25 protein-coding genes are annotated in these 26144 nt (G+C 64.1%); 4 read left to right on the forward strand and 21 right to left on the reverse strand.

Translation table 11 applies throughout. From position 1 onward, the window contains the following. Positions 1-14 precede the first annotated feature (14 nt). From fliI to fliF, 4 genes are all read right to left on the reverse strand, one after another. On the reverse strand, positions 15-1601 hold the full coding sequence (gene fliI / locus PIN31009_RS23920; protein WP_425495514.1) for a flagellar protein export ATPase FliI: 1587 nt from the start codon (positions 1599-1601) through the stop codon (positions 15-17). Positions 1602-1753: 152 nt separating this feature from the next. Further along, entirely contained in the window at positions 1754-2413 is a 660-nt protein-coding gene (fliH, locus tag PIN31009_RS23925; protein WP_150791770.1) for a flagellar assembly protein FliH, read from the reverse strand. Between the two features lie 19 nt (positions 2414-2432). Beyond that, positions 2433-3431 (reverse strand): flagellar motor switch protein FliG, encoded by a 999-nt coding sequence (gene fliG / locus PIN31009_RS23930; protein WP_084656486.1) that lies wholly within the window; start codon positions 3429-3431, stop codon positions 2433-2435. Next, positions 3418-5115, reverse strand: coding sequence for a flagellar basal-body MS-ring/collar protein FliF (gene fliF, locus PIN31009_RS23935; RefSeq protein WP_150791771.1), 1698 nt, complete (start codon positions 5113-5115; stop codon positions 3418-3420). The genes fliG and fliF overlap by 14 nt, the downstream gene beginning before the upstream one ends. Positions 5116-5442: 327 nt before the next feature. On the opposite strand from fliF, the gene fliE reads away from it, so the two are divergent. Continuing rightward, positions 5443-5778, forward strand: a complete 336-nt coding sequence (gene fliE / locus PIN31009_RS23940; RefSeq protein WP_058376538.1) for a flagellar hook-basal body complex protein FliE — start codon at positions 5443-5445, stop codon at positions 5776-5778. A 111-nt stretch (positions 5779-5889) separates the two neighbouring features. On the opposite strand, the gene PIN31009_RS23945 is transcribed toward fliE, so the two are convergent. The 13 genes from PIN31009_RS23945 to PIN31009_RS24005 form a co-directional block, all read right to left on the reverse strand. Next, positions 5890-6174 carry a type II toxin-antitoxin system RelE/ParE family toxin gene (locus tag PIN31009_RS23945; RefSeq protein WP_087721925.1) on the reverse strand — a complete coding sequence of 95 codons (285 nt, stop codon included), beginning with the start codon at positions 6172-6174 and terminating at the stop codon, positions 5890-5892. Next, on the reverse strand, positions 6171-6653 hold the full coding sequence (locus tag PIN31009_RS23950; RefSeq protein ID WP_150791772.1) for a hypothetical protein: 483 nt from the start codon (positions 6651-6653) through the stop codon (positions 6171-6173). The genes PIN31009_RS23945 and PIN31009_RS23950 overlap by 4 nt, the downstream gene beginning before the upstream one ends. 50 nt (positions 6654-6703) lie before the next feature. Beyond that, entirely contained in the window at positions 6704-7903 is a 1200-nt protein-coding gene (locus PIN31009_RS23955; RefSeq protein WP_150791773.1) for an ATP-binding protein, read from the reverse strand. A 258-nt stretch (positions 7904-8161) separates the two neighbouring features. Next, positions 8162-8530 (reverse strand): EscU/YscU/HrcU family type III secretion system export apparatus switch protein, encoded by a 369-nt coding sequence (locus tag PIN31009_RS23960; protein ID WP_150791774.1) that lies wholly within the window; start codon positions 8528-8530, stop codon positions 8162-8164. Beyond that, the gene (gene fliK / locus PIN31009_RS23965) at positions 8527-9933 is read right to left on the reverse strand and encodes a flagellar hook-length control protein FliK (protein WP_150791775.1); all 1407 of its coding nucleotides are present in this window, start codon (positions 9931-9933) and stop codon (positions 8527-8529) included. Before fliK ends, PIN31009_RS23960 begins: the two co-directional genes overlap by 4 nt. 70 nt (positions 9934-10003) lie before the next feature. Then, positions 10004-10342, reverse strand: coding sequence for a flagellar protein FliT (locus PIN31009_RS23970; RefSeq protein ID WP_058376534.1), 339 nt, complete (start codon positions 10340-10342; stop codon positions 10004-10006). Next, complete coding sequence (gene fliS, locus PIN31009_RS23975) at positions 10335-10769, reverse strand: flagellar export chaperone FliS (RefSeq protein WP_058376533.1); 435 nt, start codon at positions 10767-10769, stop codon at positions 10335-10337. The genes PIN31009_RS23970 and fliS overlap by 8 nt, the downstream gene beginning before the upstream one ends. 42 nt (positions 10770-10811) lie before the next feature. Then, positions 10812-12914 (reverse strand): flagellar filament capping protein FliD, encoded by a 2103-nt coding sequence (gene fliD, locus PIN31009_RS23980; protein ID WP_150791776.1) that lies wholly within the window; start codon positions 12912-12914, stop codon positions 10812-10814. A gap of 157 nt (positions 12915-13071) precedes the next feature. Then, positions 13072-14484 carry a flagellin N-terminal helical domain-containing protein gene (locus PIN31009_RS23985; protein WP_087690963.1) on the reverse strand — a complete coding sequence of 471 codons (1413 nt, stop codon included), beginning with the start codon at positions 14482-14484 and terminating at the stop codon, positions 13072-13074. A 460-nt stretch (positions 14485-14944) separates the two neighbouring features. Then, positions 14945-15604, reverse strand: coding sequence for a response regulator (locus PIN31009_RS23990; protein ID WP_058376530.1), 660 nt, complete (start codon positions 15602-15604; stop codon positions 14945-14947). Further along, positions 15601-16515, reverse strand: a complete 915-nt coding sequence (locus PIN31009_RS23995) for a sensor histidine kinase (RefSeq protein ID WP_150791777.1) — start codon at positions 16513-16515, stop codon at positions 15601-15603. The genes PIN31009_RS23990 and PIN31009_RS23995 overlap by 4 nt, the downstream gene beginning before the upstream one ends. A 369-nt stretch (positions 16516-16884) precedes the next feature. Continuing rightward, entirely contained in the window at positions 16885-18279 is a 1395-nt protein-coding gene (locus PIN31009_RS24000; protein WP_246185829.1) for a sensor histidine kinase, read from the reverse strand. Then, a complete protein-coding gene (locus tag PIN31009_RS24005) occupies positions 18272-18943 on the reverse strand; it encodes a response regulator transcription factor (RefSeq protein WP_150682508.1) in 672 nt (223 codons plus the stop codon). Before PIN31009_RS24005 ends, PIN31009_RS24000 begins: the two co-directional genes overlap by 8 nt. A 271-nt stretch (positions 18944-19214) precedes the next feature. On the opposite strand from PIN31009_RS24005, the gene PIN31009_RS24010 reads away from it, so the two are divergent. The 3 genes from PIN31009_RS24010 (at position 19215) to PIN31009_RS24020 (ending at position 22259) form a co-directional block, all read left to right on the forward strand. Next, complete coding sequence (locus PIN31009_RS24010) at positions 19215-20255, forward strand: ABC transporter substrate-binding protein (RefSeq protein WP_150791778.1); 1041 nt, start codon at positions 19215-19217, stop codon at positions 20253-20255. A gap of 183 nt (positions 20256-20438) precedes the next feature. After that, positions 20439-21290, forward strand: a complete 852-nt coding sequence (locus PIN31009_RS24015) for an ABC transporter ATP-binding protein (RefSeq protein ID WP_246185830.1) — start codon at positions 20439-20441, stop codon at positions 21288-21290. A gap of 99 nt (positions 21291-21389) precedes the next feature. After that, on the forward strand, positions 21390-22259 hold the full coding sequence (locus PIN31009_RS24020; RefSeq protein ID WP_174554621.1) for an ABC transporter permease: 870 nt from the start codon (positions 21390-21392) through the stop codon (positions 22257-22259). A 98-nt stretch (positions 22260-22357) separates the two neighbouring features. Here the strand turns inward: PIN31009_RS24020 and PIN31009_RS24025 are convergent, their stop codons facing one another. From PIN31009_RS24025 to PIN31009_RS24040, 4 genes are all read right to left on the reverse strand, one after another. Next, positions 22358-22960 carry a BPSL1445 family SYLF domain-containing lipoprotein gene (locus tag PIN31009_RS24025; protein ID WP_150791779.1) on the reverse strand — a complete coding sequence of 201 codons (603 nt, stop codon included), beginning with the start codon at positions 22958-22960 and terminating at the stop codon, positions 22358-22360. 317 nt (positions 22961-23277) lie between these two features. Continuing rightward, complete coding sequence (locus tag PIN31009_RS24030; protein WP_150791780.1) at positions 23278-23619, reverse strand: hypothetical protein; 342 nt, start codon at positions 23617-23619, stop codon at positions 23278-23280. A 235-nt stretch (positions 23620-23854) separates the two neighbouring features. Beyond that, positions 23855-24643: a response regulator gene (locus PIN31009_RS24035; RefSeq protein WP_150791889.1), complete on the reverse strand. Its 789-nt coding sequence runs from the start codon at positions 24641-24643 to the stop codon at positions 23855-23857. A gap of 74 nt (positions 24644-24717) precedes the next feature. Next, positions 24718-25902: an ATP-binding protein gene (locus PIN31009_RS24040; RefSeq protein WP_150791781.1), complete on the reverse strand. Its 1185-nt coding sequence runs from the start codon at positions 25900-25902 to the stop codon at positions 24718-24720. Positions 25903-26144: the final 242 nt, after the last annotated feature.

Raw genomic sequence — 26144 nt, forward strand, 5'->3', positions numbered from 1 at the left:
AGCCACACCTCCGATTAACGGAACAGGCCGTGCATCATCTGCACGGCATCCGGATAGCCGGCCCGCTCGCGCATTCCTTGTTGCAGGAAGCTTTCGAGACGGGGATATAGCTCGATCGCCTGATCGAGCATCGGGTCGCTACCCGGTGCGTACGCGCCCACATTGATCAGGTCGCGGTTGCGCTGGTAGCGAGACAGCATCTGTTTGAAGCGGCGCACGGTATCGAACTGCGCGTCGTCGATGAGCGACGCCATCGCGCGGCTGATGGATTGTTCGATATCGATGGCCGGGTAGTGCCCCGACTCCGCCAACTGACGCGAGAGCACGATGTGCCCGTCGAGAATGGCGCGGGCCGAGTCGGCAATCGGGTCCTGCTGGTCGTCGCCTTCGGTCAGCACGGTGTAGAACGCCGTGATCGAGCCGCCGCCGTCCGGGCCATTGCCGGCCCGCTCGACGAGCGCCGGCAGCTTGGCAAACACCGAAGGCGGATAGCCTTTCGTGGCAGGCGGTTCACCGATGGCGAGCGCGATTTCGCGCTGGGCCATGGCGTAACGGGTCAGCGAATCCATGATCAGCAGCACGTCTTTGCCCTGATCGCGGAAGTGTTCGGCCAGCGTGGTCGCATAAGCCGCACCTTGCAGACGCAGCAGCGGCGACACGTCGGCCGGCGCAGCCACCACCACTGAGCGGGCCAGACCGTCCGGGCCGAGAATGTTTTCGATGAAGTCCTTCACTTCGCGGCCGCGCTCGCCGATCAGGCCGACGACGATGACTTCGGCCTGCGTGAAGCGCGCCATCATGCCGAGCAACACGCTCTTGCCCACACCGGACCCGGCGAAGAGGCCCATGCGCTGGCCGCGTCCGACGGTCAGCAGTGCGTTGATCGCGCGCACGCCGACGTCGAGCACCGACTCGATCGGGGCACGCCCGAGCGGGTTGATCGGCACCGAGGCGAGCGAGGCGCTGTCGGTCAGGCCGAGCGGGCCGATGTCGTCGAGCGGGCGGCCGGCAGCGTCGACCACGCGGCCGAGCAGGGCGTCGCCCACCGGCAGGCGTTTGCCGTTGTGGCGCTGACTGGGCAACGGGCCGTCGGCGGCCGGTTCCATCGGGAACACGCGCGCGCCCGGCAACAAGCCGGTGACTTCGGTTTGCGGCATCAGAAACAGACGGTCGCCGCCAAAGCCGACGACTTCCGCTTCGGCGGTCGCCGGTTCGCGCGATGCATCGTGAACGGGCAACTCGATCAGGCAGCCGGCACCGACCGGCAGGCGCAGCCCCACGGCTTCGAGCACCAGACCGGCGGCGCGCGTCAGACGGCCGCAGCGGCGCGTCGGTTCGATGGCGTGCACGTGCGCGATGCGCTCGCGCAGGGTGTTCTGCCAGCGGCGCAGATGGGCGTCGCGCGCAATTTCGCGGGCACCGAGGGCGTGCGATGCGCTGGCAGCCGGTGCGTCGGCGTGCGTTACGGCGTCGTCCGCATCGATGGAATCGCTTGAATTGCCCGAATCGTGCAATTCGGTGGAGTCGGTGGATTCGGACGTGTCGGGGGCTTCGTCGTGATCGTCCGGCTGCAAGGCGCCGGCTTGCACGTGCGTGTCGATCTCATCCCACAGCCGCACGCTGGGCGACGTGCCGTCGTTGGCCGGCGCAGTTGCCGGGCCAGCGGTGGCAGACGTGGCGGGCGCGTCGCCATGCGTGTTCTCGGTGCTGGGCAGCACCGGCGCATGGGCGGCGAGTGGGGTGAGTTCGGCATTCACCATGGCAAATCCTTGCCCAGCGCGGCCATGACGCGCTCCCAGCGGGTGGCGACGGTGGCATCGACTTCGCCGCTGGCCGCTTCGGCCTTGCAGCCGCCACGCTCGATGGCCGGGTCGGCGCGCACGGTCCAGCCAGCGGCCTGCAACTCGGCGCCGACATGGGCTTCGACGAGTGCGACGTCTTCCGGATTGAGCAGCAGACGCGGGGAGCCTGTGAGCGGATCGTTGGCGAGCAGGTCGCGCACGATCGGCAGCAGGGTCTCGGGGCGGATGGTGAGCGTCTGACGCAGCGCCTGACGCGCGATGTCGAGCGCGAGGCCGAGCAGCGGCTCGGCCAGTTCGCGGTCAATCGCATTCACGGCATCGCCCAGCGCGTGGGCGATGTCACCGAGTTGTGCGGCGCGGGCCTGCACTTCGGCCTGACCGGCGGCTTGTCCGGCGGCATAGCCTTCGGTGTGTCCGGCGGCGTGACCTTGTGCGTGCCCTTCGGCGCGCGCTTCTTCACGCCACGCGGCGATTTGTGCGACCAGTGCGGGGTCGTCGAGCGGGCTCGGCGGTTTGGGTTGCGGGGGCGGCGGGGGCGGCGGCGGGTCGAACGAGGCCATCTCCCAGCGTTGCCAGGCGGAGAGGCGTTCTTTCGGGATGATGGTCGACATTCGCGTGGGCCCCGTCCGGTTACACGTAAGCGTCGTCGCCGCGGCCGCCAATCATGATGGCGCCCTGATCGGCCAGGCGCCGCACCACTTGCAGCACCTTCTTCTGTTCGGATTCGACTTCCGAGACGCGGACCGGGCCGCGCGACTCCAGGTCTTCGCGCAACAGTTCGGCCGCGCGGGCCGACATGTTCTTGAAGAACTTCTCGCGCAGCTCGACCGGCGCACCCTTGAGCGCAATGATGAGCGACTCGGACTCGATTTCCTTGAGCAGCACCTGAATGCTGCGGTCTTCCACGTCGAGCAGGTTTTCGAACACGAACATCTCTTCGACGATCTTCGCCGCGAGGTCCGAGTCGTAGTTGCGCACGGCTTCGATGACCGACTCTTCGTGCACGCCGCCCAGATAGTTGAGAATTTCTGCGGCCGTGCGAATGCCGCCCATCGGGCTGCGCTTGATGTTCTCGCTGCCCGAGAGCAGTTTGGTGAGCACATCGTTGAGTTCACGCAGCGCGGCGGGTTGAATGCCGTCGAGCGTCGCAATACGCAGCACCACGTCGTTACGCAGGCGTTCGGTGAAGAGCGCGAGCACTTCCGAGGCCTGATCGCGGTCGAGGTGGACCAGAATCGTGGCGATGATCTGCGGGTGCTCGTGGCGGATCAGTTCGGCGACTGCCGTCGAGTCCATCCACTTCAGGCCTTCGATGCCGCTGGTGTCGCCACCTTGCAGAATGCGCTCGATCAGGCCGGCGGCCTTGTCGTTGCCGAGCGCCTTGTTGAGCACCGAGCGGATGTATTCGGACGAGTCGAGCGACAGGGCCGAATGTTGTTCGGCTTCGAGCACGAAGTCTTGCAGCACGTCGGCGATCTGGTCGCGCGTGACTTGTCGCAGCGAGGCCATGGCCGCGCCGAGCTTCTGCACTTCCCGGGGCGCGAGGTACTTGAAAACCTCCGCGGCCTCGTCTTCACCCAGCGACATCAACAGGATGGCGCTGCGTTGGAGTCCCTCAGCTGCGCTCATCGCCGCCCACCCATGATTTCACTACCGTTGCCACGATCTTCGGATCCTGTCGCGCGACCTGACGCGCGTACTGCAAGTTGCGCTCGTAAGCGCTGAGTTCGCCCTTGGCGCCGGACGCGCCATCTTCGCCGTCTTCGCCCGCGCTACCGCTGCCGCCACCGGCGGCGCCGCCAGCGACGCCTGCCATCGTCGGTTCGGCCGGCGGGGGCGGTGCCAGATGCTTGCGAATGGCCGGGCGCACCACGCCAAACCACAGATACAGACCGACCAGCGTGATCAGTGCCCACTTGCCGACTTGCTTGGCCAGTTCGATGTTCTGACGCTGACGCCACCACGGCAGGTTGGCTTCCGGATCTTCTTCCACCGTGAACGGGCTGTTGACGATGTTCAGCGTGTCGCCGCGCTGGCCAGAGAAGCCGATGGCTTCCTTCGACAGATTCTGAATCTGGTCGAGCTGGGCTTGCGTGAGCGCGACCATGGCCGGCTTGCCCTTGGCGTCTGCGCCCGGACGGTAATTCACGACGATGGCGGCCGAGAGGCGCTTCAGACTGCCCGTGGCTTGCTGGATGTGGCGAATCGTGCGGTCGATTTCGTAATTGACCGTGGCGTCCTTGCGATCGCTGCGCGGACCTTGCGGGCCCTGCGCGCCGCTGGCGCCGCCCGGCGCGTTGGCACCCTGCTGCACGAACTGGTTCTGCTGCTGCGTGATCGGGGCGGTGGCCTGACCCGGCGGCTGGTTCGACAAGGCACCCGGGACACCGCCGGCCGGGTTGGCACCGACCTGCGTGGCTTCGCTGCTTTGCTGGCTGCGCACGGCCTGTTCGCCCGAATTCGGCTTGTAGTTCTCGGAGGTTTGTTCGACCTGATTGAAGTCGACATCCGCCGTCACCTGCGCGTGCACGTTACCGGCACCGACGATCGGGTTCAGGATCGACTCGATGCGGCGGGCGTACGACTGCTCCAGTTCGCGCACGTACTTGAGCTGGCTCGCGTCCAGACCGAGGGCGTTGCCGCTCTGGGCCGACAGCAGGTTGCCGTTCTGGTCGAGGATGGTGACGTTCTTGACCGGCAGTTCCGGCACGCTGGACGACACCATGTGGACGATGGCGCTGACCTGACCGTCGTCGAGCACGCGGCCCGGGTAGAGCGTGACGAGCACCGAGGCGCTCGGCTTCTGTTGTTCGCGCACGAAAACCGAGGGCTTAGGGATGGCCAGATGCACGCGGGCGGCCTGCACGGCGGAGAGCGATTCGACCGAGCGGGCGAGTTCGCCTTCGAGGGCGCGCTGGTAATTGACCTGTTCGGCGAACTGGCTGATACCGAACTTCTGGTTGTCCATCAGTTCGAAACCAACCAGACCCCCCTTGGGCAGGCCTTGCGAGGCGAGACGCAGGCGCACGTCGTGCACTTGCTCGGACGGCACCAGAATGGCACCGCCGCCTTCGGCGAACTTGTACGGCACGTTCATCTGTTGCAGCGATGTGATGATGGCACCGCCATCGCGATCGCTCAGATTGCTGTAGAGGACCTTGTAGTCCGGCGCACGGCTCCACAGGAACACGGCGATCAGCAGCGCGATGAGGGCAGCCCCGCCGACGAGCAGCGGCAGGCGCTCGCGCGAGCGCAACTGCGTGAGCAGAGGCGGTTTGGCGGCGACGTCGGCCGTCTGGGTGGCGGCGTTCATGCGCGGCTCCACGCCAGTAGCGTCAACAATACGTTCATCGCGGTGGAAGTGCTCACTAACATGCGACAGAATTCTCCGGGTACGCGTGGCACCGTGAGTGCGATAAGGAATGGAAAGGTCCGCTTCCGAGTACGCACGACGCCGATGGTCCTGATTATTCGACGGCGAATATGGAATCGTTTTGAGGATTAGGCGGGTGTTTTGCCGCTAATTAGGGTATTGGGGGCTTGCCACGGGGTGGTAAGCTCCGACGTGACTGATAAAAGGCTGACCGGTGGGGACTGCGCGACGGCGCGGGCGGCTGGCGCCTGTTAAGGACAAAAAATCATGGCCATTCCGGGGATCGAATCGGTATTGCAGAAGCTGGGCAGCGTAGCGTCGCAGGCGGCGGGCTCGGTGCTGGGCACGTCCAATGCTGGCGCGGGTGCCGCGTCGGCGACGGGGGGCTTTGCCTCGGAGCTGGAAGCGTCGCTCAAGCGCGTGTCGGCATCGCAGACTGGTGCGGAGACGCAGGCCAAGGCATTTGAGATGGGCGAGCCGGGTGTGGGGCTGAACGACGTGATGGTCGATCTGCAAAAAGCCAACATCGGTTTCCAGATGAGCCTGCAAGTGCGCAACAAACTCGTTTCGGCCTACACAACCGTGATGAACATGCAGGTGTGAGGTAACGCGCGCAAGTTTGCGTGCCGGGCTCGGTTATCCGGCCGGTCGCGCTAGCGCGGACCTTATGAAAAGCCCCGTCGATGACGGGGCTTTTTTGTTGGGCGACGAGGGTCAACGTCCGTGGCGGGCGTTGTGCAATAGGCGGGCGATCTCAACGCGCGGGAGTTCAGACCGATATTGATAGACGGTGTGAAACGGCGTGCGGCGAATGACCAGTTCGCGTGTTCCCGGGGCTTCGCCGGGGCGGCCGATGGCCGGAAATCGGTGAAGCACGGAAACCTGTTTGGAAATCTCCTTTGATTGACTCTGGGCCGCCCGGGCGTTGCGCAAAAGCAGATAGTGCAGTGCGTCGAGCCTTTCTCTGATGGCGCGACGCGTCCAGAAGATGGGAATCATTGCTCGTCATCCCTCGCCGCTATTTTCGCCATCAGTTCCGAAATCAGACGATCAGCAGCATCGTTTGACGCTTCATGAGATACCCATGCCGTTGTCGGGTCGTTCGCTTCGCGTAGTGCCTGAATGGCTGCCGCGCGGAGCCAGTCTGCGTAGTCGTCCGGCTCCCGGGTGCCCTCGTCGAGAACCACGGAGTATTCGGCGATGCCAAGGGCAAGAAGGTGGTCCGCTACATCGTTCAGACAATTGAAGGTCGCCGTGAGGCCGGTGCCCGGCTGCGACAGCAATTTCAACGTCATCCCGTCGATCACTTCGATCCGCCAGACGTTGCCGTTCCATGCGGCAAAGATGCCGCCATCGGTTCGCGCGATGTGCTCGAGAAACGCAGCGTGTGAGATCGTCGTTATGGGCGCTGACGGCATGTGAGGTGGGCGCGCCTGCACGGCGGCACGGCAGATAAATGGTGAATGAGTCTGGAGCATCGGGTTCGGGGCGTTGATAAGTAACGAATCGGGGCAGGTATATGCCGGGGTTATTCGGTGGTTGCACATAGCCGTAAATCCGGCATGACCCGTTTCAGGAACTCATGGAAGCGGGGCACAGTGAAGGCCGCGTCACCCTGTGGGGCGCTGTAGAGCATGCCCTTGCTGATGAGGTCATTCCGCACGGGTTCGAGGGTTTCGACGGGCTTGCCCAGCTCGGCGGCGACCACGTCTGAATAGTGTGGGCCTGCGCCAAGCTCGGCCATCGCGCGCAGATAGCGCCTCTCGGCCAGCGTCAGGCGATTGAAGCGAAGGCGATAGAAGTTCCTGTCCAGCGCCTCGACGGCCGCACTGGATGCGCTGATGACGTGCGCCACCGTGATAGGACTCTCCGTGGCCGCGCTCCAGGCGTGCTTTCCCCATTGCTGCAAAAAGTACGGATAGGCGCCGGTCTGCTCGACGATGGCACTGAGCGCATCGGGTGTGATGTCGACGCCTTCCTGTGCGGCCGGTGCAGAGATCGCATTGCGCGCGTCAATCTCAGAGAGAGGGCCGATATCCGAGATCTCGAACATTCTCTCCGCGTACGACTTTGCGTCACCCACCAAACTGATGAGCTGCGGCAAGCCCGCGCCAATCAAAATCACCGGCAATTGCAACTGCGCACATCGATGCAATGCGTAAAGCATCGCCGCCATTTCCCGCTTCGGCATGCATTGCAGTTCGTCGATGAAGATGGCGAGCACCGTCTTCGCCGAACGGGCGGCGTGGCCTGCCTCGACAAGCAACGCGCGTAAGTCCGTCTCCAGATCGCCGCTATCCGCCAAACCGGGTTCGGGGGAGTAGTCCAACCCCACTTCGATGTCGTGATAGATCAACTTGAGTCCGGAAACGAAACCGGCCAGCGCACGCAGCCCGCGAATCACGGCATCTTTTGCCGACTGAATACGGTTCATCCGCAACAGCGCCAGTCGAAGGGCTTTCGCCAGCGATGCCGGCAGCGATCTGAACTCGGGAGCCTCAAGGTGCACGGTGATGGCGCCTTGTTGTTCGGCGTCATGCACCAGACGCTCGAGCAGCACGGTCTTGCCGACGCCGCGCAGGCCGATCAGCAACTGACCGTTGGCGTGACGTCCCAACAGCAGGCGTGCAACGCAGTTGTGCAGGTTTTCGCGTACGTCGTCGCGCCCGGAAAGCGTCGGCGGCGGGGTGCCTGCACCGGGATTGAATGGGTTGTGTGTGATTTGCATGGGGCGTGCCTTGTCAGCGAGTCATGTCGGTCATGTCGAAGAGGACGAGCATCTTGGCCGCTAAGACAAAACACTCGAAGGACATGCTAGTGACGCGAGGCAGGCTGTGCCCGTGGGGCGGCGCTCTCAATCAGTGACGACACGGCGCAAAGCCGCATGAACGCTCACTTGACGAGCAATCGTCTTGAAACTGCGAAGGGAAGAAATCAGAAGGTTCACGATGCGCGCCGACAGGCAGCGCGCACCGTGCCATGCGACTCAGGCGTCGTTGCCCGTCGGCGTTTGCGAAGCCGTAGAAGTGGACGCCGCTGCATCGGCTTGCGGCCCCAAAATGCCCGGCGGCAATTGCGGCGGCTTGCCGCCTCGGCCCGCTTCCAGTTTGTAGAGCCACGCGAGCAATTCCGCCACGGCCTGATACAGCTGCGCGGGGATGCGCTGATCGAGATCGACCTGCATGAGCAGGCTGACCAGCTCCGGCGACTCATGCACGTAAAGACCGTGCTCGCGCGCCGTGCGCACGATGGTCTCCGCAAGCAAACCGTAGCCCTTGGCCACCACACGAGGTGCGGTGTCCTTCGCACCATAAGCGAGGGCGACGGCGGTGCGGCGTTCCGGCGGCAGCGTCATGCCGTGCCTCCGCTCGTGGGGGTGTCGCCGGGCGATGCGACCGGCACCGGCAGTTCGGCGGCGCTCTCATCCGCATTCCCGCTGACATCGGCGGTGTTCCCCGCCGTCGCGGCTTGCGCTTCCAGCGCGCCGAACGACAACTGACTGGCGATGAGCCCGACGGCAGCCAGCCGCTGTCGCAGATCTTCGCCTTCCCCTGCCAACGTGGTCGCCGAATCCGAAGAGTCCGCCAGCACCCGCGCCTGCAATTGCTGCCCCGACAGTCCGAGCGTGACATCGACCGTACCCAGTGACGGCAGCGTCAGACGTAAATGCGTGTGCCACGTCGACGGCGCAGGCGCGTCTCCCGGGGCTTGCTGACCGGCACGCTCTTCGACCTGCCACTCCATCGGCGCGCCGGGCCACGCCATGCCGTTCCACTGAAATTGCGGATTGACCAGCATGTCGAGCTGCTGGCGCACGAGCGTCACGCTTTCGGCGGGGGTATTCGCTACCGCTGCGATCGCGCCCGCGGCGCCGTGCGGCTGGGCATTCGCCGTTGACGGATCGGTGGCACCCGCGAGGAGTGCGTCCGCCTCGCGGCCGGTCGGCAACACGCTGCTGGTCGTATGCGCGACGCTGGCGGCATGGGCCAGCGCGGTCGCTGTGTTCGGCAAGTTGGCACTGGTGTGCAAACCACCGTCGCCGCCGTCCGCCTGATTGGCCACGCCCGGTTGCAGAGGCGCTGCCGCTGCCGTCGCTGCCGACGGTAAGGATGGCAACGAACCGACGCCCAACGCCGGCCATCCGGTGGCGAGGGCTGCCTCGCCGCCCGCCGGACCGAGCAGACGCGTGAGGGGCCCGGGGCCCGGCAGCGTCGCGTCGGCGCCCGCAGCACGCAATTGCGCCGCGAGGTTGGCCGACGCCGGCCAGCGCAACTGCGGCTCGGCCTGCAACTGTTCGAACGAGCGGCTGCCCGAGGCCCACTGCGAAAGATGCGATTCGTAAAAAAGGCCACTCGCCGACAGCGCTTCCTTGAGCGCTGCGGCGACCAACGGCGCCAGCGCCGGTGCGCCCGTACCGGGGGCCGCCGGCCAGACAGGGGTGCCGGCCTGCACCGGGCCGGGCGATTCAGGGGCGAGACGCAGAATGGTGTCGATCGTGCGCGCCGCCGCCGAGAGCGTGGCTTGCTGCACGGGCGTGGGCACGCGCCCTGCGGTTTGCGCAGGCGCATTGCCGATGCCGGTGGCACCTTGAGACGTTTGGGTGGTGAGGTTGGCCGGTGCAGACGTCGCGTCGCCGGCGGGCGGCGCACCGGCAACGGCGCCGGGCGCCGCAGACGACGAGACGCCCTGCCCGAAGCCGAGCAGCGAATCGAGCCGCCGCGCGAGGGTGGCGGCGACTACCGAGTCGAGACCGGCCATGCCGTACTCCGTGTTTCGTATTGCGTGTTGCGAAATGACAGACGAAAGACGCCGCGCTGCGGAGCGTGCGTCAGGCGCCCAGATTCAAACCGTAGACTTCGTGCAGCGCACGTTGACGGCGCGTGCTGTTGATCATCGCGTCGAGATGCGCAAGGCGCGGCACCGCAAGGTCGCGAATGGCGGCATCGTCGGCGAGAATCCGGCGAATGATCGCATGCTTGCGCGCGCGCTCGTCTTCGCTGAGCGGCAGGGCAGCGTCGAGCTGCTTGATCGCGTCGACCTGGGCGCGGTACTGCGTCTCGAGATCGATCAGGGCATCCCAGTCGCCTTCACGGGCGACGCCGAGCATGCGCTCGGTGAGGCCGGCAATGCTTTCGTAGCAGTTCAACAAGGTTGTGGCTTCATTCATAGCGCACTCCGGTGCCCGCCTGTGCGGCGGGGGCACCCGTGCCGGCGGCCGGCGCGATTTCTCGCCAGGCCGATGCAATCGTGTCGAGCAGGGTGTCGACTTCTCGTACCTTGGCGACGTCGTTCTCGAGATTTGCCTCAAGCAGACGCCGCCCCATGTAGTCGTACAGATCGCCAAGGTTACGCGACAGTTCCCCGCCGACTTCCATATCCAGACCATCGCGCAGACCGCCGATGATACCGATGGCCTTCGAGAGCGCCTGACCCCGCTCGGGGATGCGGCCATCTTCAAAATGCACGCGTGCTTTGGTGAGGGCCGCTTTGGCACCATCGAACAGCATCATGATGAGCTGGTGCGGACTCGCGGCAATGACGCCCGTCTCGAGTCCGACCTTGCGATACGCGTTGGCGGCGTTTTGACCGTACATGACTTTCTCCGGAGCGCGGACGTGATTGCGCGTACCGTGCGCTTACTTCGAGGACGACGAAGAGGACGAACCACCGAGCACCTGCTTGAGGTAGTCGCTGGTGTTTTGCAGCTTGGCCATCGTCGCATCCAGTGCCGTGAACTGGGCGAGATAGCGGTTCTGCATCTGCGTCATCTGGTCCTGCCAGTCGCTTTCCTGTTGCTGCACCTGCTTGATGCTGGCGTTCAGGTTCGACTGGGCCGTGCTGATCGCACCCTTCGCGCTCAGGAAGTTGCTGACCTGATTCGACAGCAGCGACGCATAGCCTTGCGAAAAGTTGATCGTGCCGCGATTGCCGAGATTGGTGCCGGTGACCTGAATCTTGAGGCCATCGGTCTGCGACCCTGCCGCGCCGGTCAGAAACTGACCGCTGCCCGTGGCGATCACGCCGCCGATCGAGCCGCCGACGTCCACGCCATCGGTGCTCGGCGACACGCCGGTGCCGAACAGCGCGGTCATGGCATTGCCCGACGTGACGCGCACGTTCGAGGCGGAGCCATAACGGTTCGACGTAATCGAGAGAACGCCGTTGGTTTGCTTGACGGTCACCGACGAGCCATTGGTGACGAACTGCGAGTTCCCGTTGATGGCCGCTTGCAACGCCGATGCCATCTTATCCGGCGTGTAGATGCCGTTCGGGATGGTGATCGACGTGCTCTTACCGTCGACCTGCACCGTCAACGTGTTGTTGGTGCCGTCGATGATGGTGTTCGCGCCCAGCGTGGCGTTCGACGTGAGCGTGCCCTGGGTCGCCAGGCGCGTAATCACCACGTCGTACTGACCCGGCTTCGTATTGCTGGTCGAGCCTTGGTAGCTGATCAGGCTGTCGGTGGTCGTGCCGTTGGTCGCCAGCAGCGAGGCAAGCTGAGCGAACCCGCCCGAAGCGATGGCCTTTTGCAGCTTGGTCGAGTCGACCGCGAGCTGACCCGAGGTATCGGTGGCGCTGCCGGTGCCGTCGCCAGCCTGGAACGTCACGCCGATATCGGCCAGCGATGTCAGCACCGACCCCGAGACCCCCGGCAGCTTGCCGTTCAGGATCTGCTGGATCTGCGTGGTGATCATCTGCGTGGTCGTATCGCCGATCAGCGGACCGTTGTTGTTCGAGGTGCTGCCCGGCGTGGCGCTCGACTTGTCGAAATACGTCAGCTTGCCGATGGCCGATTGCAGCGTGTTGTACGCCGTGACGAAATCGTTGACCGACTTGCTGACGCCATCGCTGTTGTTGCTCACGCTGACCGTGGTCGAGCCGGTCTTGAGCAGCGTCATCGACAGACCCTGCACGGCGCTCTTCACGGTATTGGTCGGGCTCGACACCGCCAGACCATTGATGGTCAGGTTGGCGTTCTGGCCTGCTGCGGTCTGCGTCAGGTTCTGCGTGCCGGTCGGGTCGTACGCCAGCATGTTCGTGAGCGTGCTGTCGCCGCCTGCTGCGACGTCGACTTTCATGCTCATCGTCTGACCGGTCTGCGTCGAAGTCAGCACCAACCGGTTCGGCGTGGCGCTGCCGTCGTTCACGATCGTGGCCGTCACACCGCCGTTGGCGGCGTTGATGGCGTCGCGAATGCCTTGCAGCGAGTTGTTCGTGTTGGTGATCGTGACGCTAAACGGCGCTTGCTGCGCGTTCGGCGAGAAGCTGGCGCCGGCGTACGTGCCGTTGGTGAGCGTGCCGCCCGAAATCGTGCCGAAGCTGAAGGTCAGCTTGGTGGACGTGCCGCTGCCGATCGAGGCGGCGGGGTCCGACACGCCCGACGTCGTCAAGCTCTGCGCTTGCGCCAATTGGGTCGTGTTGATCGTGTAGCTGCCCGCTTTCGCCGTGGTATCTGCCGACGCGGTCAGGAACGTCGCGTCGCCCGGCGTAGCCGTCATTTGCAAGAACGACGATGCCGAGGACAGCGCCGACAGCGACGTTTGGAACGAACTAAGTGCCGATTGCAGGCTGCCGAGTGCCGATACCTTGGTCTGGTAGCTGGCCTCTTGCGACTTGAGCAAGTTGAGCTTTTGCGTGGCCGGCTGCATCAGACTGGTGACGAGCGCGTTGACGTCCAGCCCGGAGCCAATGCCCGGTGACGAAATAGAGCCCGTTGTAGAACTGCCGGTAGTCGCCATAAATTGCTCACTCTTTAAATTAGTTGCTCAACGCGCAAAACGCCGGCGCAAAAAATTACAGCCTTTGTAATGCTTGCGGCGACGCCCCCCGTGAAGGTGGCGCCGCCGGCGGCCCGGCCGAGTTGCCGCCGGGCGTTACACCATGCCAAACAGGCGCTTACTGGAGAAGCTTCAGCACTTGTTGCGGCAGTTGGTTTGCCTGAGCCAGCATCGAGATGCCTGCTTGTTGCAGAATCTGCGACTTGGTCAGGTTAGCCGTTTCAGCAGCGTAGTCGGTGTCTTGCACGCCCGAACGCGCCGAGGTCAGGTTTTGCGTCGTGGTCGACAGGCTCGAAATCGTCGACTGGAAGCGGTTTTGAATGGCGCCCAGGGTCGATTGCAGCGTGTCGACGGTGCCGATGGCCGAGTCGATTTGCGACAGCATCAGCGTGGCGCTGTTGACCGTCTTCACGTCGGCTTGTGCCAGGCTGCCGCTCGTAGCGTACGTCGTGGCAGTCGTCGGCAGGCCCAGCTTGGTCAGCGTTGCCGCCGTACCGCCGCTGATCTGGAACGACGAACCCGAGCTCAGGTGCATCTTGCCGGCGGTGTCGACATACGCGTTCACGCCGCTGTTCGACGAGTTGATCGCGTTGGCCAGGTCGGTGGCGCTGTTCATCTTGCCGGTGATGTTGGTTGCCTTACCGTTCACGGTCAGGACCAGATCGCCGGTAGCCAGCGTTTGCGAGAACGTCGAAGCGACGGCGGTCGACGTGCTCGTCGTACCGGCGGCGCCAGCGGCCACAGCCAGACCCAGCGTGGTGGCGTCAGCGCCAGCAATCGTCAGCGTTTGCGTCGGATCGGTGTTGGTGACCGCGATTTCGCCAGCCGAGTTGACCGAAGCGACGTTGCCCGTGAAACCGGCGCTTTGTGCAGCCGTGTTGATGGCCGTTGCCAGGTCTGCCGAGCTGTTGTACGTACCGGCCTTGACGTTCACTGCCGTGCCTGCGCCCAGTTGGACGGTCATGGCAGCAACGGTGAAGCTCAGCGGGTTCGTGGCCGAGGTCGTTTGTGCGACCGAGCCGATGCTGGAGATGGTCATGCTTTGTTGCAGGTTGACCGAGATGGTCTGACCAGCGTTAGCACCCACTTGGAAGTTCGCCGTGCCCATCGAGCCGTCGAGCACGTTCAGGCCGTTGAACGACGTTTGCGTGGCCAGGCGGTTCACTTCAGCCAGACGCTGTTGAACTTCTTGGTCCAGTGCAGCGCGGTCCGAAGCCGAGTTCGTCGAGTTCGTCGACTGAACGGCCAGCGTACGGATACGTTGCAGGTTGTCCGTGATCGACGACAGGGCGCCCGCAGCGGTTTGCACCAGCGAGATACCGTCGTTGGCGTTGCGCTGAGCTTGCTGCGTGCCGTTGATCTGGGCCGACATGCGGTCCGTGATCGCGAGGCCGGCGGCATCGTCAGCAGCGCTGTTGATGCGCATGCCCGACGACAGACGGGTGATCGAGGTCTGCAGGCCCGATTGCGACGTATTCAGGTTACGTTGAGCAACCAGCGAGAAGATATTGGTATTGATGACAGATGACATTTAGCCACTCCTTTCCCAAAATTTTTGGCTCCGGCGTAAGTGCCGTAACTTTGGCCTTACAGCCATTCGCCGAAAGCCGCCGTTGTAGGGGATATCGGACGGCCTTTGGGAAAATTTAGGGTGGTTTTGCAAAATGCTCTGCCGCCCCCCATCGACTGGCATCGTCGATGTCGGAAAAACGCTAGTAAGCCAGTCTACGAAATTCCTCCACGATTGATCCGGCAAGGAAAGGGGCAAAGTGCCGCCAATTCAAGTCCGGTAAGGCTCGGAGAGGTAACGGCCTGCGCTGCACACTGTGGCGCTCAGGTCGACATTGCCGGGTACCGCGAGACCGGGCACCCTGTGCAAAATATTTTTTGCAGGGATGAAAAAATATTGCCGCCCGAGGGGCGGCAATAGGGGTGTTACGGTTTGCGCTTACTAACTTAGGCGCAAGTTAGACGCACGATCAAGCGCAAGATCAGGCGCACATCGGTCCCATCTCGGCACTGACCAGACCGTGTTGCATCACGTAATACGTGAGCTCGGCGTTGTTGTTCAGCCGCATCTTCTCGAGTAGGCGCGTGCGGTACACGCTGACGGTCTTCACCGAGAGCGAGAGCGCGTTGGCGATGTCGGTCAGGCGCTTGCCCGAGCCGATCATGCACAGCGTCTGGTATTCGCGATCGGACAGACGTTCGTGCGGCGGCTGGTCGGCGTCCGGTCCGAGGTAGTCGGCCAGCGTCTCGGCCACCATCGGGCTCACGTACTTGCGTCCCGCCGCCACCTGACGCACGGCCGACACCAGTTGCTGGGCGTTCGAGCGTTTGCTCAGATAACCGGCAGCACCGGCCTTGAGCGCACGCAAGGCAAACTGGCCTTCGCCGTACATACTGAAGATCATCACCGGCAGACGCGGGTGTTTTCGTCGCAGGGTCTTGAGAATCTCGAGACCGTTCGTGTCGGGTAGCGAAATGTCTAGCAGGACGATGTCCCACTGCGCGGCTTCTGTCATCTCCAGCGCTTCCGCGCCGCAATCGGCTTCGCCGATAACGGCGATGCTCCCGCTATCGGAGAGCAACTGCCGGACGCCCTGGCGCACGATGGCGTGGTCGTCGACGATGAGCACTCTAAGCGTCATGATGCGTATCCGTGAAGGGCAAGCGATTCCGGGGCTTTGAGACCGGCAGCGAGCGCCGCTGTCGGGACCGACAGGATCTGGTGCCAGGGAAGACGTGCGCTCACGAGCGTCCCCGATCCTTGAACACTGCCAATACGTAGCGTGCCGCCGAGCGCCGTACAGCGCTCGCGCATACCAACCAGTCCGAAATGTCCGTGCTTGCGACGCGCGCCGCGGGCTACGCCGCAACCGTCGTCGGAAATCGTAAGTTTGAGTGAGCGGTGGCTGCTGTCGAGCGCCACGACCACACGCGTAGCGCGTGCGTGCCGGGCGACATTCGTCAGCGCTTCCTGCGCAATGCGGTACAGCGCGAGCATGGCGTCGGGGGTGAGATTGGCCACGCGCTCGCGTGTGATGTCGTCGCAACGCCAGATGCACGTGAGGCCGCTCTGCTCGCCAAAGCCGCGCAGCCAGACGCGCAGCGCCGGCACGAGGCCCGCGTCGAGTGCGGGCGGACGGTGGCGGCCGACGAGCTCGTCAGCGGCATCTTGTGCCGCGTTGGCGGCGTTCTGAATCTGGGTGCAGAGGGATTGCCACTCGGCGGCATCGGCCGGCGGTCGCACCGACAGGCGCGCCACGACCAGTTGCAATGCCGTGAGTTGGGCGCCCAGCCCGTCGTGCATCTCTTGCGCGATACGCGTGCGCTCGGCTTCGCGTGCGGCGTCGATCTTTCGGGCTACCGATTGCGCGAGCGGACGTGCCACGACGGCGCGCGCAGGGCGCGAGGCCGGCTCGGGCGCCTCGAGTGGCAGCGCCACGCCGCTTGCGGCGGGCAGGTCCGATACCGGCGTCACGGCACGCGAGTGCAACGCATCGTCAAGCGACACGCGACGTCTCGCAGCCTGTGCGGCAGGATCGACGAGATACGGCATGGAGATAAATCCCTGAGAGAAAAAGTCCCGTGCCGCAACCCACGCGGCGAGACCCACATTCAATTTAACAAACTTTACATTTCGTCACAATTACACGCGGCGGGCACCCGCATGGTTGACAGCGAAGTGTAACTAATTGATTTGGATCAAGAAGTTTCCACTTGCTTGAGGAGGATTCTACGATGGCCCCAAATATATCAGGGTTTGTCCTAGCGCATCCAGTCGAGCGTATGTTTCAAACGACATTTCCGATCTAAACAATTGTAACGCCTTAATTTTTCGCGCGACTTCATACGGTTGTTATTTTCTTTCAGCCGGTCGCACGGGTTTACGTGTGCACTTTTGGTGCCGGTATCGCCATCGTGTGCCCTATCGGGCGTTGCTTTCGGTCTCCGAACTGAGCGGTAACGACACGGTCACGATCAGGCCGCGCCCGTCCTCACCCGGCGAAAGCGTGACGGTGCCGTGATTGGCGGCAACGATTTCCTTGACGATGGCGAGCCCCAGCCCGGTGCCCGGCTGGCCCGGCGGCGCGTTGCGATAGAAACGCTCGAACACGCGCTGACGCGCTTCGGCGTGAATGCCCGGCCCGTCGTCGATCACGCGCAGGTGCGCGACATGGTCCGCGCTGTCGATGGCCACGGTGACGCGTCCGCCCTCGTGGATGTAGCGGATCGCATTGTCGACAAGATTCATGACCATCGCATGAAAGAGGCCGCCGTTGCCCGCCACCCACACGTGGGTGTGCGCCGATTCGAACCCCAGATCGATGTTGCGGCGCTGCGCCAGCGCGACCAGCTCTTCGAGCACGCCCGCTGCCACCGCCACCAGATCGACCCGCGAACGCGAGAACGCCGGGGTGTCGGCAGCTTCCGCCTGCGACAGCAACAACAGCTTGTTGGTCAGGTCGGCCAGCCCGCGGCTGCTGGTCTGCATGGCGGTGAGCACGTCGGCCAGCGCGGCGCGATCGTCGAGCTGGGCGGCAAACTGCAACTGGGTGTCGAGCAGGGTGAGCGGCGTGCGCAACTGGTGCGCGGCGTCGGCCACGAAACGCCGCTGCTGCTGTGCCTGCGCGGAGAGCCGCTGGATGCACAAATTTATGGCATCGACGATCGGGCGCAGCTCGGTCTGCAATTGACCGGCGCGTATCGGCACCAGCTCCTGCGGCGAGCGGCCAGCCACTTCGTCTTTGAGCCGGATGAGCGGATGCAGCTCGACCGTCAGCCCGATCAGCACCAGCAAGGCAGCGAGTGCCGCCATGGCGATCTGCCGGTGCAGCGACGGCTCCCACAACTCGGCGAGCATCCGGTCGTGCGCGTACATCGTCTCGGCGACCACCACCGCGACGCGGTGCGGCGTGCCCGAGTCGTACATCGTGCGCACGAAGCTGATCACGCGCAGCGGCTCGCCGTTGTAGGTCACGTTCGAATAGGCCGGCACCGTGGCCGGGAACAGCGCCGGGTGCGGAAAGTCGGGCGGCCCGGCGAGCAACTGGCCGCGCTCGGTGATGACCTGATAGAACACGCGGTCGTGCGCCGGCGATGCGAATAGCTCCAGTGCCGACGGCGGCACGTTCGCGCGCAGCGCCCCGTCCACCCACGTGATTTGCCCGGCGATGACCTGCGCCGAGGTGAGCAGCGCGCGGTCCTGCACGAGCTCGGCCGTGTCGTGGGCGCTGCGATAGGCCAGCCACGCGCTCGCGCCGATGTAGAGCGAGAGCGGCAGCATCAGCCACATCAGCAGTCTGACGCGCAGGCTAAGCATCTTTCTCGCGCAACAGGTAGCCGAGTCCGCGCAGGGTCATGATGGCCGCGCGGCTCGCTTCGAGCTTCTTGCGCAGGCGATGGATATAGATCTCGATGGCATCGGCGCTCGGCTCGTCGTCCAGTCCGAAGACGCCATCGACCAGCGCGGTCTTGGCGACGGTCTTGCCTTGCTTGCGCATCAGAATCTCGAGCACGGCGTGTTCGCGCGAGGGCAGCGCGAGCGGGGTGCCCGCAATGGTGAACTGCCGCGTGCCTGTGTGATAAGCCAGATCGGCGCACACGAAGTCGGCGCTTTGTTCGGGGGCGTGGCGCCGGGCCAGCGCCTTCACCCGGGCAATCAGCTCGCGCACTTCGAACGGCTTGACGAGATAGTCGTCGGCGCCCGCGCCAAGGCAATCGACCTTTTCGTCGACCGAACCGCTCGCGGTCAGGATGATGACCGGCACGTTGTTGCGCCGCTCGCGCAGCCGGCGCAGCACGTGCTTGCCACCGAGCTTCGGCAGCATGAGATCGAGCAGCACCACGTCGTAGGTTTCGGTTTGCAACAGACGGTCGGCCGCATCGCCGTCGCGCGCGGCGTCGACGGTGAAGTTGTCGTCGCGCAGCATGCGGGCGAGCCAGTGGGCGAGGGTGTCGTTGTCTTCGATCAGCAAGAGTTTCATGACGGCTAAGGCGAAATGCCTGCGGGAGCGCCCCGGAGTGTGCCCGCTGTGCACGGGCAAGCCAACAGCGGGTAAACACCCACCCGTTGCCGGCGAAAACCTGCATGGGACGAAAGCTCGATGAAAGCTTCGTTTTTCTACAATCCGCCAGAAGGCAGATGAAAGGATCGCTGCCTTGACCTCGATGCACCGTCACACCGTTGCCCGAGGCCAGCCGAAACCGCACCGCGCGGGTCCGGCCCATTATCCCTAAAACAATGGAGACACCACAATGCGAGCAAGCCTTGGCCTGCGCCTGCCGAAAGCCCTTGTGAAACCTGTTCTCGCCAGCGTGTTCGGCGTGGCATTGGCGGCTGCCAGTGCGCCGGGCTTTGCCGCCGATAGCGGCAAGGTCACGATCATGGTGGGCGGCATCACGAAGATGGTTTATCTGCCGGCCAAGCTTGCCGAGCAACTCGGCTACTTCAAGGACGAAGGTCTGAACGTCGAGCTGCTCTCGCAGCCGGCCGGCGTGGACGCCGAAAACGAGTTGCTCGCCGGTGCCGTGCAGGCCGTGGTGGGCTTCTACGATCACTCGATCGACTTGCAGAGCAAGGGCAAGGAAATTCAGGCGATCGTGATCTTCGGTCAGGTGCCGGGCGAGGTCGAGCTCGTCAACGCGAAGAGCAAAGACACCATCAAGAGCATGGCCGACGTGAAGGGCAAGACCCTCGGCGTCACCGGTCTCGGCTCGTCGACCAACTTCCTCACGCAGTACCTCGCGGCCAAGCACGGCATCCCGTCGTCGCAGTACTCGGTGCTGCCGGTGGGCGCCGACAACACGTTTATCGCCGCCATCAAGCAGAACCGCATCGACGCGGGCATGACGACCGAGCCGACCGCCTCGCAGTTGCTCAAGACGGGCGACGCCGCCGTGCTGGTCGACATGCGCACGATGGAAGGCACGGTCGCTGCACTGGGCGGCGCTTACCCGGCATCGAGCCTCTACGTGCAGCGTGCATGGCTCGACAAACACAAGCCGGAAGCCGCCAAGCTGGCGCGTGCGTTCGTGAAGACGCTCAAGTTCATCAACACGCACTCGGCCGCCGAGATCGCCGACAAGATGCCGAAGGACTACTACGGCAACAACAAGGCGCTGTACGTGCAGGCCCTGCAAAACTCGCTGCCGATGTATTCGCCGGACGGCCGCATGCCGAACGGTGGTCCCGAGACCGTGCTGAAGGTGCTCGCCGCGTTCAATCCGAACGTCAAGGGCAAGCACATCGATCTGTCGAAGACTTACACCAACGAGTTCGTCGATCAGGCCAAGTAACTGATTCGCCCGACTCGCCTCTCTTGACCCGGTAGTACCGGCGCGCGGTCTCTACGACGCCGCGTCAACTTAACCAGCATCCGAGCCGCCCGCACCTGACCCCCGTCCGGTGTGCGGGCGTGCTCACCCCTTGAATTAGCGCAACGCCACCGTTAGCCCGTCGACGTATCAGAGGAGCTGAGCATGACTCAGACGATTAGCCAGACTCACACCCCCACCGCACCGGCACCGGCCCGTGCGGCCAGCGCGGTCTCGCGCGACACGCCGGCCATCGAGTTCGACAACGTGTCGTGCCGCTTCATCTCGCCTGACGGCAAGGCGACCATCGCGCTGCGCAACTTCAGCATGTCGGTGGCGCGTGGCGAGTTCGTCGCCATCGTCGGCCCGACCGGCTGCGGCAAATCGACCACGCTGTCGATGATTACGGGCCTGCTGCGCCCGACCGCCGGCTCGGTGCGTGTGATGGGCCAGACCGTGAACGGCATCGATCCGCGCATCGGCTTCGTGTTCCAGAACGATGCGGTGTTTCCGTGGCGCAGCGTGCGCGAGAACGTGGCCGCCGGCCCGCTGTTTCGCGGCCAGTCGAAGGACGCTGCGTACGCGCTCGCCGATCAGTGGATCAAACGCGTGGGGCTCGACAAGTTCGGCAGCCACTATCCGCACCAGCTCTCGGGCGGCATGCGTAAGCGCGTGGCGCTCGCACAGACGTTCATCAACGGCCCCGAAATTCTGCTGATGGACGAGCCGTTTTCGGCGCTCGACATGCAAACGCGCACGCTCATGCAGGACGAGCTGCTGCAACTGTGGTCGTCGACGTCAGGCTCGGTGGTGTTCGTCACGCACGATCTGGAAGAAGCGATTGCGCTGGCCGACCGTGTGTTCGTGCTGACGGCGCGCCCGGCCACGCTCAAGAACGTGTACACGATCGACCTGCCGCGTCCGCGCGTGATGTCGGAGATTCGGTACGAACAACGCTTCATCGATATCTCTCGCGAGATCTGGGCTGACCTGCGCGAAGAAGTGAAGATCGGTTGATGTCTTGACCGGGCTCGCGATCTCTCGTGAGGCGCCGGTCATGAAAAGTGAATTGACGGGCCGCGCAGCCGCGCGTGCCCATGCCGTCAGGAGGAGGGCATGAACATGAGTGAACAGGCCGTGCTGGCAGGGTTCGGCGACGCCGATCTCGCGCGCGAGGAAGCTGCCGCGCAACGTCGTATCAAACAGCGCCGCGCGCTGGTGATCTTTCTGCGTGTCGCCATTCTGGTGATCGGTCTCGGTGGCTGGGAAGTGGCCGCGCGCATCGGCTGGATCGATCCGTTCTTCTTCTCGCAGCCGACGTTGATCGTCGAGCAAATTTACGACTGGTGCGTGAATGGCACGTCGCAAGGGCCGTTGTGGGCACAGGTGCTCGTCACGCTCGAAGAGACCGTGCTCGGCTTTCTCATCGGCGGGGTGGCCGGGGTGATCTGCGGCATCGTGCTCGGCCGCAACAAACTGCTCTCCGATGTGTTGAGCCTCTACATCCAGATTGCCAACTCGATTCCCCGTGTCGTGCTGGGCTCGATCTTCGTGATCGCGTTCGGTCTGGGCATGGCCTCGAAGGTGGCGCTTGCGGTGGTGATGGTGTTCTTCGTGGTGTTCGCCAATGCGTTTCAGGGCGTGCGTGAAGCCGATCGCTACATGATTGCGAATGCGCAGATCCTCGGCGCATCGCGTCGTCAGGTGACGATGGCGGTGGTGATTCCGTCGGCGCTGTCGTGGATTCTCGCCAGCCTGCACGTGAGCTTCGGTTTCGCGCTCGTCGGCGCGGTCGTCGGTGAGTTCCTCGGGTCGAAGCAAGGCATCGGCTTGCTGATCTCGACGGCGCAGGGCGCCTTCAACGCGAGCGGTGTGTTCGCCGCGATGATCGTGCTCGCTGCCGTCGCACTCGGCGCGGATTACTTGCTGACGTCGCTTGAAAAGCGTTTGTTGAAGTGGCGTCCGGCAGCTTTCAGTAACGAGTAAGCAGCGACGTGCAATAGCGACAGGCATAAAAAACGGCGCCACCCCGCGAAGGGTGGCGCCGTTTTCCTTTGGAGCACTGCGAGCCCGAAGGCTCAGCGTCAGATCTTCAGCTTGGTGACCTTCGTGCCTTCGACATTCAGGTTCGCCATCAGGCCGGCGTTGGTCATCACAATCACTTCCACCGGCGACGTGGCCGTGTTCAGGTCGACCGCACCGTTGGCGCCGATCTTGACCAGCGCGACAGAGGCGTCCGCGCCTGCCGTCCAGCCGTCGGTGCGCTGGAATTTGTCGAGGGCGTCCTGCGTCATGAACAGGAAGATCACGGCCTTCGACTGCGCGCCGATTTGCAGACCGAACGACGCGGTCACCGTGTTGTAGTAGCCCTGCGTGTTGCCGCCTACGCGCAGCGCGCCTTCGCCATATTCACCACCCACGACGAAGCCGGCTTGCAGCACAGACGGGAAGACCAGCACGCCACGGGCCTTATTGACCAGTTCGCGCGAGCCCTTGACCGAGGCGTACATCTTGTCGAGTGCGCCGTTTACCGAAGCATCGATTTCGCGGCGTTTGTTGGCATTGGCGCCGGCCGAATTGTCGCTCTTGTCGGCTTGCGACGGCGTGGTCGTCGTGCAACCGGCAAGCGCGAAGGCGGCCGCGGCAACGGCGACAGAAGTTTTCATCAGGAAATCGCGTTTTTGCATTTTCTCCCTCCAGAAGCGTGGGCCGCATGGACAGTGTCGCGGCATGGATTCGGATAAAACGTCATGTCGTGACGAGCGCCCGGGAATTTGGAGGTGGGCGGCCCGCCACGGCGGTGAAGCGGATGATGAGGTCGATGCTTCGGTATCCGATAGATACCGCCAGAGGCGCCGGGCGATCGCTTTTGAGACGTCGCGGCGGTGGCCTGAAGGGCGTCGACATGACGTCGATTATGCGGCGTCTACCGGCTTTGTCAAGAAATTCGCGCAATAAGTTCTGCTAACTTGCGCCTATCTCGCGCTAACTTGTAGGAGTCTGCCTACGTGCACTTGCGCATGTATTCTTCCTTGAGCGCTTTGCGTGGGTTCGTGCGTGTAGGAATGTCGATGCGATTGCCGTTGGGCTGCACCACGGGGCGATCGCGGGTGTAGACCGCCTTGTCGGGCGTGTTGGCGATTTTGTCGGCGAGGGCTTTGCATTCTTCGCGTTGCGTCGGCGAGACCGGAGCTGCGGCAGCCGATTGTTCGGCGGCCTGATTGCGGGCGGCCTGTGAGCACTGTTCGGCCGGTAAAGCGCGGCCCACGCTATCGAAACACACGGGGGTCTGGGCGAGTGCGAGGCCGCTGGTGCCAAGCATGGCGAGTGCGACGCTTGCACGCAAGAGGGAGCCGGGCCTCAGCGTACGGAATGACGCATGCCGGAGACGGAAGCGCGAGACGAAGGAGACGGAAGAGAAAAAAGAGACAAGCGGAACAAGAGAGACAGCGGAGGTGCGGGACGCCGTCGTGGATGACGCAATGCGAAGCGGCGGGACAGACATCGGGGACAGCGTGGCGGTGCTACGGGGCATCGTCAATCTCCTCAATGACAGCACACCCGTGTATGCGCGGGTGCGCCTATTCTGGCACCGCGCCGGGCGGGTTGTCGATAGCCGCGACATCGTGCCGCGCCGCGAGCCGCCCCGGCCGGTCGGTGCGCAATTCCAGCCGGTAGCCCACACCGTAGATCGAGCGCACGATCTCTTCATCCGGACGAATCGCCTGCAACTTGCGCCGCAAATTCTTGATGTGACTGTCGACGGTGCGGTCGGCCACCACACGATGATCGTCGTACATACGATCGAGCAGATGCGCCCGAGGAAACGTTTTGTCGGGGTGGCTGGCGAGCGTGGCGAGCAACCGGAGTTCGACCGGCGTGAGCGGCAATTCATGGCCATCGAGCCGCGCGTGATGACGTACCGCGTCGATGACGAGTGCCGGTTGTTGCGGCACGACCTCGGGTGCTACGGTGGCCATGGCGCTCGCCGGGCCACGCACCCGGCGCAGGATGGCTTTCACGCGGGCGACGACTTCGCGCGGGCTGAACGGCTTGCAGATGTAGTCGTCGGCACCGAGTTCCAGGCCGAGCAGCCGGTCGGTTTCGGCAGCGCGTGCGGTCAGCATGACCACCGGGACTTCGGAGATTTCGCGCACGGCGCGGCACACTTCCAGACCGTCCATACCCGGCAGCATCAGATCGAGCAGGATGAGGCGCGGCTCGGTCGCGCGCACGGCGGGCAGCACGTCGCGCCCGTCGGAGAGAATGCGGCACGGCATGCCCGCAACGCGCAGGTATTCGGCGAGCAACGCGGCCAGCTTCGGCTCGTCTTCGACGATCAGAATCGGCGCGGTGTCGGGAAGTGTCATGGCGTCGGTCGGTGAGCGCAACGGGGCGCCCTTGTCGGCAAATGTCTGCAAAGCGATATTCATTGCGGCCTGTGTCAACAAAGGGTCGTCAGTGTGCTGGTAGAGAACGCGGCATCGGGTGCCGGTTCATTGCCCGTGCCGGTACCGGGCAGAGGCGTGCCGAACGTGCCGCCCAAGGCCCCGCCTAGTGCCCCGCCCAACGCCCCGCCCAGCGCTCCGTTAAACGCGGAAAGACACGAGGTGTTGCGATGACACGGCAACGTAATCGAAAGCGCGAGACCGCCCAACGGGGAGTGGCGCGCGATGATCTGGCCGCCGTGCGCTTCGACGATGTGTTTGCACAGCGCCAGCCCCAGCCCGGCGCCCCCGCTGCGCCGGCTGCGTGAAGCTTCCACACGGAAGAGGCGCTCGAACAGACGCGGCAATGCGTCGTCGGGCACGCCGGGCGCCGAGTCCTCGATCTCGAGCCGCAATTGCGAGCCGCTCGACGACAGATATACCCGCGCTGCGCCGCCACCATCGGTATAACGCAGCGAATTCTCGAACAGATTGCCGAGCAGTTGCGTCAGGCGGTGCAGGTCGCCGTCGACGGTGAGCACGTCGTCGGGCATGTGTACGGTGAGCGCGATGCCCTTCGCCTCGAACCAGTCGCGAAAGGCAGTGACGGTCGTCGCAACGCGTTCGGTCATATCGACCGGGGCGAACTGGTAAGTGAGCGCGCCGATGTCGGAGAGCGAGAGCTCGTAGAGGTCGTCGATCAGCTTGGCCAGCAACGAGACTTCGACGCGCAGCGACGCCAGTGCGTCTTGGGTGAGCGGGCGAACGCCGTCTTCCATGGCCTCGATTTCGCCGCGCAACACCGACAGGGGTGTACGCAACTCGTGCGAAATGTCGGCGAGCAGATCACGGCGCAGTTGGTCGTTGTGCGCGAGCGTATCGGCCAGCCGGTTCAGGTCGGCCGCGAGCCGGGCCAGTTCGTCGGCGCCCATCGTGGGTGCGCGCACGCTGTAATCGCCCATGGCCATGCGGTGCGTGGCTTCGAGCAGCGGCGTAACCGGCACGAGCAGTCGTTGCGCGACCCGGATGGCAACGGCGCCGAGCGCGGCAATGCCGAGCAGCCCCAGATAGAGCAGGTTGTCGCCGGCCAGCCAGCTGTGCCCGGTCAGCGCGGCGCGCACGACGAACGCCGTGGCCGCCATGGTGACCAGGCCCGTCGCGAAGATCGCGAGGAACAGTTTGCGCGTGATGCCGGAGTTCATGCTTGGGTTGGCCGGGTGGCTTCGTGGATCAGGGTGGCGACGAGGTGGCGAAAGCGTCGATGGCGCGCCATTTTCTCAGCTTCACGGTGACGCGCGCCGTGCCTCCACAAATTTTCCACTATTTGTGCGCACTGGCTGCACTCCGCGTTTTTACTATTCCTTACGACGCTGGCCAAAGTGCCATTGCCTCGTTTCACCTCAGCTCACTCTTCTCGATGACAACCGGGGTCGCACCCGGTAGC

It is taken from the genome of Pandoraea iniqua (assembly GCF_902459685.1).
Classification (GTDB): domain Bacteria; phylum Pseudomonadota; class Gammaproteobacteria; order Burkholderiales; family Burkholderiaceae; genus Pandoraea; species Pandoraea iniqua.

Excerpts from the sequence above, each read along its gene's own strand:
- fliH (WP_150791770.1), bottom strand. The coding sequence starts at position 2,413 with ATGTCGACCATCATCCCGAAAGAACGCCTCTCCGCCTGGCAACGCTGG.
- fliG (WP_084656486.1), bottom strand. The coding sequence starts at position 3,431 with ATGAGCGCAGCTGAGGGACTCCAACGCAGCGCCATCCTGTTGATGTCG.
- fliF (WP_150791771.1), bottom strand. The coding sequence starts at position 5,115 with ATGAACGCCGCCACCCAGACGGCCGACGTCGCCGCCAAACCGCCTCTG.
- fliE (WP_058376538.1), top strand. The coding sequence starts at position 5,443 with ATGGCCATTCCGGGGATCGAATCGGTATTGCAGAAGCTGGGCAGCGTA.
- PIN31009_RS23945 (WP_087721925.1), bottom strand. The coding sequence starts at position 6,174 with ATGATTCCCATCTTCTGGACGCGTCGCGCCATCAGAGAAAGGCTCGAC.
- PIN31009_RS23950 (WP_150791772.1), bottom strand. The coding sequence starts at position 6,653 with ATGCTCCAGACTCATTCACCATTTATCTGCCGTGCCGCCGTGCAGGCG.
- PIN31009_RS23955 (WP_150791773.1), bottom strand. The coding sequence starts at position 7,903 with ATGCAAATCACACACAACCCATTCAATCCCGGTGCAGGCACCCCGCCG.
- PIN31009_RS23960 (WP_150791774.1), bottom strand. The coding sequence starts at position 8,530 with ATGACGCTGCCGCCGGAACGCCGCACCGCCGTCGCCCTCGCTTATGGT.
- fliK (WP_150791775.1), bottom strand. The coding sequence starts at position 9,933 with ATGGCCGGTCTCGACTCGGTAGTCGCCGCCACCCTCGCGCGGCGGCTC.
- PIN31009_RS23970 (WP_058376534.1), bottom strand. The coding sequence starts at position 10,342 with ATGAATGAAGCCACAACCTTGTTGAACTGCTACGAAAGCATTGCCGGC.
- fliS (WP_058376533.1), bottom strand. The coding sequence starts at position 10,769 with ATGTACGGTCAAAACGCCGCCAACGCGTATCGCAAGGTCGGACTCGAG.
- fliD (WP_150791776.1), bottom strand. The coding sequence starts at position 12,914 with ATGGCGACTACCGGCAGTTCTACAACGGGCTCTATTTCGTCACCGGGC.
- PIN31009_RS23985 (WP_087690963.1), bottom strand. The coding sequence starts at position 14,484 with ATGTCATCTGTCATCAATACCAATATCTTCTCGCTGGTTGCTCAACGT.
- PIN31009_RS23990 (WP_058376530.1), bottom strand. The coding sequence starts at position 15,604 with ATGACGCTTAGAGTGCTCATCGTCGACGACCACGCCATCGTGCGCCAG.
- PIN31009_RS23995 (WP_150791777.1), bottom strand. The coding sequence starts at position 16,515 with ATGCCGTATCTCGTCGATCCTGCCGCACAGGCTGCGAGACGTCGCGTG.
- PIN31009_RS24000 (WP_246185829.1), bottom strand. The coding sequence starts at position 18,279 with ATGCTTAGCCTGCGCGTCAGACTGCTGATGTGGCTGATGCTGCCGCTC.
- PIN31009_RS24005 (WP_150682508.1), bottom strand. The coding sequence starts at position 18,943 with ATGAAACTCTTGCTGATCGAAGACAACGACACCCTCGCCCACTGGCTC.
- PIN31009_RS24010 (WP_150791778.1), top strand. The coding sequence starts at position 19,215 with ATGCGAGCAAGCCTTGGCCTGCGCCTGCCGAAAGCCCTTGTGAAACCT.
- PIN31009_RS24015 (WP_246185830.1), top strand. The coding sequence starts at position 20,439 with ATGACTCAGACGATTAGCCAGACTCACACCCCCACCGCACCGGCACCG.
- PIN31009_RS24020 (WP_174554621.1), top strand. The coding sequence starts at position 21,390 with ATGAACATGAGTGAACAGGCCGTGCTGGCAGGGTTCGGCGACGCCGAT.
- PIN31009_RS24025 (WP_150791779.1), bottom strand. The coding sequence starts at position 22,960 with ATGCAAAAACGCGATTTCCTGATGAAAACTTCTGTCGCCGTTGCCGCG.
- PIN31009_RS24035 (WP_150791889.1), bottom strand. The coding sequence starts at position 24,643 with ATGACACTTCCCGACACCGCGCCGATTCTGATCGTCGAAGACGAGCCG.
- PIN31009_RS24040 (WP_150791781.1), bottom strand. The coding sequence starts at position 25,902 with ATGAACTCCGGCATCACGCGCAAACTGTTCCTCGCGATCTTCGCGACG.